We start from the raw sequence: 11,170 nt of genomic DNA, 5'->3' as shown, positions 1-11,170 counted from the left end.
GATTCTGAAACATGGAAGAAAGGCAAAGTCGCTTGTCAAATATGGATTGGAAGAGATTTCGACCATACTTATGCGTCCGACTTATACCCCAAAATTCGATGTTTTCAAATTTTTGTCATGTACTTAACCTTATGATATAAACCAATTATGAACATCTACTTACAGTTCATCAAATAATTGTGTCCATTGTTGCATTATAACCTCAGGAGTAAAGTATTGAGACATCCGTTGATGAGCAATTCTTCCCATACGCTCACGAAGAGATTTATTTTCAATTAACTGACAGGTTTTTTCAACAAAGGTATCAATATCACCTTCATCTACTAAAAAACCAGATTCACCATCAATAATCAAATCCTTAGGTCCACATTTACATGCCATTGCCACAGGAGCTAATCCATAATTCATTGATTCACAAAGTACCAAGGGGAATCCTTCATATCGAGAAGAAAGAAGATATATGGATGAATTAAGATACTCTTGAACAATCATAGGGGAAGGTTTGTGGATTGTAACATATTTAGGAATAGAATATTGCATTATCAAATCTTGCAATTTCTGTTCATCTTCTCCACTACCAAATATGTCAAGATGCCAATCTGAATGACGTTGAACAACTTTAGCCCATATATGAATAAGCATATCATAACCTTTCTGATATGTAAGTCTACCTACACTAATGGCTCTTTTGGTATTTTGATTTGATGTCTCATTTGTAATTGAAGTAAAATTAGGAATAACAACAATATTCTTTAATTTAGGCCAATGTTTTACATCTTCATTTGTAAGCAATACAAGACGCGCATATTTAGACGCATTTCTTTTATCGCAAAAACTACGAAAATAGTCTACCAAACTAAATAATCCTTTACGGTTCTCTTGTATTCGAAAAAAACGAGAAAAATGGATTTCTACAACCTTCTTACTTCCATCATTTATTGATGGAAGTATACCAACTTCATTACCAAATGTAGAAATTACAATATCAGCTCGTATATTATTGAGAAAAGTTCTAAGTTTACGTTTATGCAACCTCCTTTTTACAAGAAACGCAAAAAACTTTCGAATAAAAGAAGCTTCATTATAATCTGAATAATTAATACCTAAATCGAATTGTTTTATAGAGGAATGCATAGGAAAGAAAGCACTCCTCCCATTTTGCTCTGTTGTAATAATTGTCACTTCATAACCATGCTCAACAAGCCAATTAGCCTTTCCAAGAACAATCCGCTCCATACCTCCAGAATTGAATGTACTATGCAAACAATAGACAATCCTCATAATAAAATTAATTATAATCCCTCCACAAACAATAATTCTGATTTATATGGAATGTAATCTTCATACCATACTGAAAAAAATGAAATCTGGCGATACATACCAACAAAAAGAAAAAAAATCAAATAGAAAAAACTATTTTGCCTCCCTCTCTTTATTATCATTGCTGCAAGAATCAACTCCATAAAATAGAAATATATACTTCCTCGCCCCCCAAGTTGTGGAAGAAATCCAAAACCTAAATAAACAAATAGAGATACAAAATATAAGTTCAAATAAAAAGTTCCATCTTTGTATTGAGAAATGCAATACCTTTCTTTATAAAAAATAAGGAAGATGATAAGTCGTAATAGCATAGCTAAATTGAATCCCAATACAGTCCCTTGCTCTGCCTTTTGGTATACATTCAATTTAGTAGCCACAAAATCAGGCATAGAATCTATCATATTCATGAATATTTCATAGCCCCCAACATTACAAAAAAGAGCAATTACAATAATAGTCATAAATAGTTTCTTGGTCCACAGTTTATCGGGTATGAATAAAGCAACCAAAGTAATCAAGATAGAAACATGAATGAAGCTACCACAAACTATTATTGTAAAAAATAGAATCCGATTTTTACGATATAATAACGCAAGCAAGAAAAAAGCAATAGCCGCACCTTGACGATATTGTCCCATTAGTGTTGGATACAAAAAAACACTAAGCAAAAGATATAAAGAAATAAATGGATATGGTGATTTCTCATAAATAAAAGCACTATATATGCCTATTGTCAATGCAGCCATTACAATCAACAATGTACGATAATTACCAACCACATTGTTAATCCAAGCATACCCTATCTCTATCCCCATAGTTGTAGCGTTATTCCTCCAAGTATCCGACTGAAGACTATTAAACCAATATAAATAGTTATCATAATCAAAACCACATTTTCTGAAAGCTACAATAAGAAAAATGGTAAAAATTAGTATACAAAAAAAATAGGGTTTAATGTATTTATTTCCAGCTTTAATAGTTATATACGGATTAGCAATAGCAAATCCCCCGAATAACAAACAAATAAACAAATAAATAAACATACGTAAGCGTTCAAATTGGACGTATTGTACAAGGAAACACCGTTTGTAAAGGTTGCCTATCTAATAATTCAAAATATGAACCTACTTTTCAATATCGCCAGTATTGATTCTAAAAATTCATCCGCGACAAATGTCATCCACTCTTTTCACTTCCAATATGCAATAAAATCATGTTGAATAATCCTCTTCTCCACTGGAGGAAGTTTTAGATAATCTCCATAAATTAAACGTAACCAAATATCATAACCACATGGAATGCAAAATAATTGCCCTTCAAATTTTTCATATAGCATATGTGTAAAGCATGATTTATTACAAGGAATTCTTTCTGTCGTACTAGCCAAACTTGCTACATTAGTAGAAGATTGCCAATCATATTTGCGAATCAAAGAATCTCGTTTTTTTAATAAAAAAGGAATAGGCAATGGAAATATAGAATATTTGAGTGCCAAATGATAAATATTACGCAATCTACTTAACTGATTTTGATAAAAATAATATTTATGTGCAATCAAGTATCTAATAACGAAAATTTTTAACAAATGCATCTTACATCTAAAATTGCTATCCGGCAATCCGTCCATAGGAAAAACATCTATACAAATGCCTAGATTCACACAATCCATATTTTTCTCTTTAAGCAAAGTACGAGTATCACATACCCGTCCAAAGGCATAAGGCCATCGAACATCCATATTTAGGTTTATCGCCTTGTGATATTGGGACGAATATGACTGAAAAAAACGGTCATAGTCTTTCCGAGGCATAGCAATATCTATATCATCATCCCAAGGAATATATCCCTGATGTCGAACAGCTCCAATAAGCGTCCCACTCGATAAAAAATAAGTGATATCATTTTCTACGCAAAAATCGTGCACACTGCACAATATCTCAAATTGCAATTTTTTCCGTTCTTCTAATGTTATCTCTTGCATAATCCCTTAAACATCTTCAATAATTTTCCGACAGGACGTAAACTACCGTCTTCTCTCCACAAGCTCTTACAGAATAAATAAGAAAGCAGAAACCTCACCTTGGCTTCCACTGCGGTATATTTCCGACCACTAACAACATAACGAAATTCTATTGAGTAGTAGTTTGTATTCTCAAATGACAATAATCCTATCCTCTGCCATCTCCCTTCCAGATAAAACCTCACTACTTTCCCAGCCTTCTCTGATGTATTACAATAAACAGCATCTGCACTTCTTTGACGACAAATATCAATTACCGTTTCCCTAATTTTAGTACCGATACCTTGCCCTTTAACCTCTGGAAGCACTCCAAGTTGGCTCAAGTATCCAATCTTCTTGCCATATCTTTGTTGAATATTGACAAGTCCAGTACCCACTAACTTACCATCCAACAAAGCAACAAAACAAATTCCACTTCCCGCCCTTTGGCGAGTTACTTCTGAAGATTGATTACATGCACCATAATGTAATCCTCTTGAACTATGTTCAGCAAATGCCTGATGCAATAAATCCGTTATTTCTTCCCATGAAATAGAGTCCGGTTTGGGAATAATTTCTAAAGCCATTCTCAAATGAATTTTTCTTCTGCCCGCTTCAAGTCCTCCATATCATCAATCTCACACCATTCGTCTGCGTCAACAGTTACCGCCTTTATCTTATTGTTTCTTAAATAAATCAATGCTCCCAGCACCAATTCATAATAACTGTTCACATCATGCGTAGTAACATAATACTCTATGGCCGGCATAAATTGGTGACAAATAAAATCTTTTTTATAGGTATACATATTTACAGTCTTATACATTTCTGTATAATCTCCACCTTTCTTCTGGTCACGGGCAATAAGCAATGAATCAATATACCCGGCTGAATCTATATGCACAACTGTTCCGTCCATAGTTTCCCGGTTGAACGGTGAAACAAGCACATGGCACTCGGCATCGTCCTCCCTCAACAGAATATCTATCAGCGAACGACGATAAAACAAATCACATTCCAACATAACCACATCATCATGTATATAATTCTTAGCAAGCCATAATGAATAGATATTGTTGGTTTCTTTATACAAAGGATTCTCAATATAAGTAATTTTCATGTCCTTATATTGATGCCCGATTTTCTCTATAATCAGATGCTTCTTATCACCTACTATCAATAAAACCTCCGTCACATTCCTTCCCGACAAACAATTCAGCGTATTTATCAAAAGAGGAACACCGTTGACTTCTACCAATGATTTGTGAGTTATATCTGTAAGAGGTCGCAACCGCTTGCCATAACCAGCAGCCAAAATCAATGCTTGCATATTATTTAAAAGTTAATTTATGAATTGTTTTATATACCATGTTTCTTGCCATTTTCCTTTCATTAGAATCCAAAACCAAAGCCCATACTATAATACAAGTTATTCCCCAGTATATAGATGTATTCAGCAATAAACAAACGATTGAATTTTCCACAACCAATACCGACTTAAAAAAACAAGAAATTAAAAAAACAACCAAGAAGGATATAAAAATTGGAAACAACACTTGTTTTATATAAGCTACTGTAGGAAAACATTGTGAATAATTCAGTTCGAAAACTCTGGCAAATACTCCTATAAGATTAATAATAATAGAAACAAAACAAGTGGCATAAGCCAGAAAACTTTCTCTATACAATATCCATGTAACAATAAAAATCAAACAATATCCAATAGAAATAATCAATTGATAATTTTTAATCTTACCTGAGGCTTGCGACAGAGAAGCGATAGGTGAAAAAGAAGATGAAATTAACAAGTCTATAATGGTCAATTGGACAAACAAAGAAGTATATTCAGGAACCTGACCGAGCCATAAGACCAATATATAGTCTGTATGTAACAGAATTGGCAATGATAAAAGAAGCAATAATATAAAAGAGAATTTAGTTGAACTAAATATCAACTTATACATATATCTGTAATCATTTTGAACGTATGCCTTTACTATTTGCGGTCGTGTAGCCATCATAAAATTCAAAGCAAAAGAGTTCATCGCATTATACACCTGCATAGAAATGGCTCTAGCCGTATTCATTACCGGACCAAAAAACATATTGATAAGAAAATTCACCCCTTGTGTAGTGAACAAATGAGAAGATGTTCCTGCCAACATCCATCCGGAAAATCCAAATAATTGCTTCAACAATTTTTTATCCCAAATCCATCGTACCCGACATTCTTCAAAGTGTATTTTGCAATAGCGACTATATACAAGACGAACTATCAAAGAAATCAGACACATTAACAATCCGTAAAATATCAATTTGTCAATAGGAGAAACAGTTATCAAATAAGCCATAACCAGCTTACCTACCACCTCAAGAACACTAATATACGCAAATGCCGACATCCGTTCATGAGCAATGATTGCAGCATTATAAGGTACTGAAAGCAAATTGAATATAATCGTAAGAATACTAAATTGATATATCCATACAGCTGCCGACAATCTTTCCGAAGGAATAACCAATTTATTCAATATGAACCATAAACCTATTGTTTCTGATAAAACAAATACAACAATTGCTATTATACAATAACTGATAAAAGACATAGAGAATACCTTGAACAGATTTTCTCCACCTCCTTTTCCCATCTCATAATTTAAAAATCTTTGTGTTGCTATAGCCATAGAATTATTTAAAAAGCCAAGCATAGCAACCACACCACCTATTACATTATAAATACCATAATCCTCTGCTCCGAGCGTTTGCAATACTACTCGTGATGTATACAATGTTACTGCCATTATCAGTAACATACGGACATAGAGCATTACTGTATTTCGGGCAATACGATTATTTCTAGAATCCATAAATAAATTAGAAAACCTGATTTTGCTTACAAAAAGACTGAAAAGACCTGTCTTAGAGCAAATCCTCAGTTTGATACTGAAAATAAAATTATTCTAAATCTTCGCTACTATGCATAATTCTAAAAATTCTGGTTACATCGAAGACAGACATTTCGATTTATAGCCAATTACAGATAATTCAAGGTTTACCGCATCGAGTCCTAATTTGAATACTAACAAATCACCCTTCCCCAAACAAAGCCTTGGAAGACCTACGAAGCATCTTGAGAAACTCCATCATGGCGAATCCTGTCAAAAACGCTACCACAAGATATGTATTCAAATCTTTTGTTGTAAAAAGAGAAGAAAACATTGAGGTTCGGAATACAACCAAGAGGAAAGCAGCAATAGGGCATCCAATTATCGGGCGGAAGACATACCATGACCACCATGTCTCCATATCTTGTCCATTTTTGTAACATTCCCACCCAATATAATCGTAAAAGGTACGTGCACAACAGCCAAGTGCTACCATACAAAGAGTTAAAAGTAAGAGATTCTTTGTATTGGGGAATTCGGTATTAGACTTGAATGCCAACTTATCAACGCTTTTAATATATTCGTTATATGCCGTCGCGCCTGAAAGTGAATCAGATGGAGCAACGCAACTGTAGAGCATTTTTTTATCATTAGAATCTATGATTTTGTACGTTTCTATGCATGAATCTGTCACACAAAACCATGACGGAAGTTCGATTGCAGATATCAAAAGATTATTGGATTGATTAAATTTCACAGACACTTGCGATCCTTCAAGTGTGGAATTGTAGAAACAGCATGTTCCTACGATAGCTGCCATGCATATTGCTATAGAGAACAGCAATACCAGTATTTTCTTCCACATAAGTTTTATTACTCTTTTAGTTCTGGTCCAGTATTTGCATTTGTTTTCGAAGCGGTTCTCAACTCTTGCCACATACGGCAGAAACTGATTAAGTGGCTCGCGGCCTGAACCGTTTGGAGTAGGACTTGGGGTGTATGGCGCAATCCTTATATACCTAAAGACTGCATAGAAGTCAAGCAGCTTACTTTGTTCTGAATTTTCTTGGATTCCATATTTTTTGAGTATACATTTTGTAAAAGGATGATCCGGTTCTTGCGAGAGCAGATAACTGATGCCCAAAAGCGGGTCGCCAGAGACCATTCCTTCGAAATCGATGAAAGCAGCAAGATGTTTATCTTCGGTAACTATTATGTTATCCAAGCTGAAGTCGCCCCAAACGAGATTTGACGTTGGCTCCAGAATATTGTCGATATAATCATAGAGACCGTCGCAGATATGCACATGTTTCTGATCTTTCTCGTATTTGAAATAATGGCGTGACTGTTCTATCTCAATCCGAAGAAAATGTTGCCATGTGTTGTGCTCATAAACACGACCTTTAACTACTCTGCCAAATTTCCTGGTTTCAATCCGGTTTATGGCTGTATAGTTCTCTATAATCTCGTCACAAAGAGTGGATAGTTCATCTTCATTCAATTCGTTGAATGCTTCCTTTAGAGTTTTACCCTCAACCCATTGATAGATGAGATAGGATATGCCATCTTTTGCCTCTTTGTAGTCATAAGCCTCGGGAGCTTTGATGCCATTCTTTGCGAACTCCCTTAAGAAATCATATTCGGTCTTTGCCAGCCAACTACGGAACTTGGGGTAGCAGCGTACAACATAGCATTTCTGACCGGACTTCAACCGATATGTGTCGGTCATAACTCCCTTGTTGATGTACGTCAACTCTATATTTCGCCAACCTTCTGCATTGAGTTGGGCTTCTAATACTTCTGTTATAGTAAGCAATGCTGTAATCGTTGATGTAACCCTTCTTCGATTTGAGGCGTGAAGAAGTATTGCTTAAACATTTCTATATCCTTTAGGCGATATGCGTTCTTAAAGACCCATTGTTCTGTACGAGAATCGAATATAAACCCAAGAGTCCTTTGAAAATGTAACAATCGAAACCAAAAAACGGATACCGCAGAGAGTTGAATGGATTGTGACACGGGGCGCTCAGGAAAATCCAGTCGGACAGCCCGCAGGATTTTCTTTTGGATGTCCTTTGTCCCATCAATAGGATCAAACACTTCTCCGGTTTTTATGTTAATGCCTATTGCATTGGCTGTGAAATCGAAGTTTGCCAGCAAGTCCGTGATGGTACGGATAGGCGTTGGCGATACGACGAAATTATAGAATGGTACCAAATCCATATAATGCTCACCATCCAAATCAGGATAGAATCGAGGTGAACCGTATTGTCCATACTCTGTATGTCCGTATTGGTTCAGATACAATATTAAGTCAGACAACTGTTTGGGTGTACAATTGGTGAAAACATCTATATCCTTACCTCCATCTCCATTAAGGAATCGGTTGCGGACATATCCTCCACAGACATAGAACTCGTCAATAACATGATATGATGATAAAATTTCGAATATCGAATGATTAGACAGATGTTTAATTTTTCCGTCTTCTGACCACATAAAAAACAGCTTGATAATGATGCCTGGTATAAAGAAACTGATTTTTCGCTTTTTTACTCTTCAACCTCCTCCCACGGATAAGGATTCTCCATCACATTCTGAAACTCATCAACAGCCTCCTGCTGTTCGGCAGTCAGCAATGGAGCATCCCAAGAGGCAATGATGGAGCGGGCTTCATCTGCCAAAGGCTCATCGAAAACCTCTCCATAACAAGCAGTGAGCAGACGAAGTTTCAGCAAAGATGCGGGAAGAGTATCAAGAACATCCCAACAACGGTTCAGAACCTCCTGCACATGCTGCTGTTTCTCACCGTGGTCGACAAACGAGGCGCTGTAACCCATCAAAAGAGCGAGACAAACATTGGCCTGTTCCTCCACTGTAGTGCCCCAGGTGCCGGAATTATACAAAGTTGTGGTCAAGCGATAGACTTCGCCATTACGACGTGACAAGTCGTCACTATAGATAGGACTACCGTCCATGCCCAAATACATCAAGTCGTGCGCGGCACGCTGAAGAACGATTGTTTCTTCTAAAAGAGACATATTATTTCAAATTTATGATTTTAGATTCTAAAGAGGAAAAAAGATACTTCGCCACATCCTACATAGTAATCGTTATTTGATCACTTCTATAAGGTCCGGATGGATGGTGGCCATGGCTACGGCAATGACGCCTTGTATCTCTATAACCACACGGCGGTCACGTGCGCCCTTTACTTTCAAAAAGACACCTTCCTGACCTGCAAAGTCACCGGCTGTGATACGGACTCTCATACCCTTGGAAAGATTCAGTTCTTCGGGTTGGAAGTAAAGCAAATGGTCGTTATAGGTTCCGGCAACGGCGATGAAGCGTTGCATCTCATGGTCGGGGACGACTATCTTCTGACCACTGCGGGTATCGGTGATATATTGCAAATAAGTAATTTGAGACTTTACACGCTGTACGTCGGAAGGACGTGCATGGACAAAGACCAGATTACGGATGACGGGAACCAAAGTACGGACTTTCTTACCCTTGCGGATGCTTACCTTATATTGCATGGGGACAAAACAGCCGAGGTTCTCCTTCTCGAGAAGATGCACCGCATCAAGCTCCCTGCGGTATGTGGCACGCATGGCATGCCAGACTTCAACCTCGTTATCCGTTTCCATTTTCGTTATTTTGTTCACAAAAGGGTGTTCCTCTGGGGCTTTAAACACTCGGTATATACCTGGTATCCAATCACTTGCGAGCACCTTATGTAAAATACGGCAAGCATTGTGCCCTTCTTGCCAACAGATTTTTTGCAGTTCTTCATTACCTTCCGGTAAAAAACTATAAACGAACGGATTACAAGAAAAAAGCGTTTTTTAAACGTTCGTTTAATGAACGTCAAATTTTAGGAAATGAAATAGGGAATCAGTTAACAAAAGGAAATGGAAATTTTAAATATTAAATAAGATGCTTAATCTACTGGATTACTGCATATTAAACCGAGTAGCAAAAGGTTTCCTAAAATATTTTTATTAAACATTTTGAGGATATAAAAAACAGTCTTATCTTTGCGTTCATTAAACGAACGTTTAAAAAACGCTTCCGGCCCAAAGTCATTTCCATTTATATATCAACGTATTAACCCATCATAAAGATAAAACCCGATTTTTTATTCCCGCCTTTCCTCCACAAAAACGAAAACTTGGCATACCTTTGCATTTATTTTACAAACTACAGTAATTTTAATTATTAACCCAAAAGCATTAGAGAATGAAGGCAAAAGAGACACTCCAAAGTAAGGAAAAAAAACAAAAAGAGACACCCTAGAAACGAATGTAAAGCACGGTATATCAGCCCCTAAAGCGGGAGTAGGACGTCCCGCAAGCGGGGAGGTTATGGGAATACTGCCACAATATAGGAAAGAAGTCATTAAAGACATCATACTATGGAAAAAGTCAAGGTACTTTATAGAAGAAAAGCCGACAAGCCATAAGGCATTGGCACAATGGGCATACTCACATTTCGACTTCAGGACACCTGAGCATAAAAGGCTGGCGGAAAGCACCATAATACAAGAGTTCGGTGAAGTGTGGCGGGAAATGAAGGTAGCAGGAGAGATATAGGGAATAAAACAAAAAAGGGCAGAAACCACGAAACTTATTGACAATAATTAAATATAAACAACTTAAGGAATAAACCACTTATCTTTGCCGCCACTTTGGTAAGGATGAAGCCACACCGCCTGTCAAACCAATACAATTATTAATTCTAAAGACTACAAAATGAGAAAGTCAACAAAGAACGCTTCACTTCACGAAGCACTGAGAAACCTATGGAAAATACGTATCATGCTGGAAAAGAACTACACGGAAACATGCGCCACATGGATGGCCCAACGGATAGAAAGCCTGATAGACCACATGCAATACGGGCATGCTGTCATAGCCTACCACAAGCAGGACGGGACATTCAAACTCGTAAAAGCCACCCT

At 36.7% G+C, this 11,170-nt stretch carries 12 protein-coding genes and 1 pseudogene; 3 read left to right on the top strand and 10 right to left on the bottom strand.

What is annotated here, in order from left to right; translation table 11 throughout:
* Positions 1-127: pseudogene (locus HU824_RS17955) on the top strand (IS4 family transposase); the annotation flags it as partial.
* 32 nt (positions 128-159) lie between these two features.
* Here HU824_RS17955 and HU824_RS17950 read toward each other — a convergent pair.
* The 10 genes from HU824_RS17950 to HU824_RS17900 all read right to left on the bottom strand — a co-directional run bounded on the left by HU824_RS17950 (position 160) and on the right by HU824_RS17900 (position 9,857).
* The gene (locus tag HU824_RS17950) at positions 160-1,236 is read right to left on the bottom strand and encodes a glycosyltransferase family 4 protein (RefSeq protein WP_255260559.1); all 1,077 of its coding nucleotides are present in this window, start codon (positions 1,234-1,236) and stop codon (positions 160-162) included.
* Positions 1,237-1,292: 56 nt separating this feature from the next.
* Positions 1,293-2,366: an EpsG family protein gene (locus HU824_RS17945; protein ID WP_176469590.1), complete on the bottom strand. Its 1,074-nt coding sequence runs from the start codon at positions 2,364-2,366 to the stop codon at positions 1,293-1,295.
* Positions 2,367-2,512: 146 nt separating this feature from the next.
* Positions 2,513-3,304 carry a phosphorylcholine transferase LicD gene (locus tag HU824_RS17940; RefSeq protein ID WP_176469589.1) on the bottom strand — a complete coding sequence of 264 codons (792 nt, stop codon included), beginning with the start codon at positions 3,302-3,304 and terminating at the stop codon, positions 2,513-2,515.
* Complete coding sequence (locus tag HU824_RS17935) at positions 3,292-3,909, bottom strand: GNAT family N-acetyltransferase (protein WP_176469588.1); 618 nt, start codon at positions 3,907-3,909, stop codon at positions 3,292-3,294. Before HU824_RS17935 ends, HU824_RS17940 begins: the two co-directional genes overlap by 13 nt.
* 2 nt (positions 3,910-3,911) lie before the next feature.
* Entirely contained in the window at positions 3,912-4,652 is a 741-nt protein-coding gene (locus HU824_RS17930) for a sugar phosphate nucleotidyltransferase (RefSeq protein ID WP_176469587.1), read from the bottom strand.
* 1 nt (position 4,653) lies between these two features.
* Positions 4,654-6,135, bottom strand: a complete 1,482-nt coding sequence (locus HU824_RS17925) for a lipopolysaccharide biosynthesis protein (protein WP_217994224.1) — start codon at positions 6,133-6,135, stop codon at positions 4,654-4,656.
* A gap of 274 nt (positions 6,136-6,409) precedes the next feature.
* A complete protein-coding gene (locus tag HU824_RS19910; protein WP_255260560.1) occupies positions 6,410-7,960 on the bottom strand; it encodes a phosphotransferase family protein in 1,551 nt (516 codons plus the stop codon).
* A 50-nt stretch (positions 7,961-8,010) separates the two neighbouring features.
* The gene (locus HU824_RS17910) at positions 8,011-8,706 is read right to left on the bottom strand and encodes a CCA tRNA nucleotidyltransferase (protein ID WP_176469585.1); all 696 of its coding nucleotides are present in this window, start codon (positions 8,704-8,706) and stop codon (positions 8,011-8,013) included.
* A gap of 53 nt (positions 8,707-8,759) precedes the next feature.
* Positions 8,760-9,248 carry a UpxZ family transcription anti-terminator antagonist gene (locus HU824_RS17905; protein WP_176469584.1) on the bottom strand — a complete coding sequence of 163 codons (489 nt, stop codon included), beginning with the start codon at positions 9,246-9,248 and terminating at the stop codon, positions 8,760-8,762.
* Between the two features lie 72 nt (positions 9,249-9,320).
* Positions 9,321-9,857: a UpxY family transcription antiterminator gene (locus HU824_RS17900; RefSeq protein ID WP_176469583.1), complete on the bottom strand. Its 537-nt coding sequence runs from the start codon at positions 9,855-9,857 to the stop codon at positions 9,321-9,323.
* Positions 9,858-10,574: 717 nt separating this feature from the next.
* On the opposite strand from HU824_RS17900, the gene HU824_RS17895 reads away from it, so the two are divergent.
* The gene (locus HU824_RS17895; protein ID WP_176469582.1) at positions 10,575-10,802 is read left to right on the top strand and encodes a hypothetical protein; all 228 of its coding nucleotides are present in this window, start codon (positions 10,575-10,577) and stop codon (positions 10,800-10,802) included.
* 159 nt (positions 10,803-10,961) lie between these two features.
* The coding region (locus HU824_RS17890) for an SH3 beta-barrel fold-containing protein (protein WP_176469581.1) at positions 10,962-11,170 on the top strand (209 nt) is incomplete at its 3' end.

Origin of the sequence: Bacteroides sp. L10-4, assembly GCF_013373675.1 — a bacterium.
Taxonomy (GTDB): domain Bacteria; phylum Bacteroidota; class Bacteroidia; order Bacteroidales; family Bacteroidaceae; genus Bacteroides; species Bacteroides muris.
The sequence above is the reverse complement of the archived record's forward strand: the minus strand, read 5'-3'. Positions and strand labels throughout refer to the sequence as shown.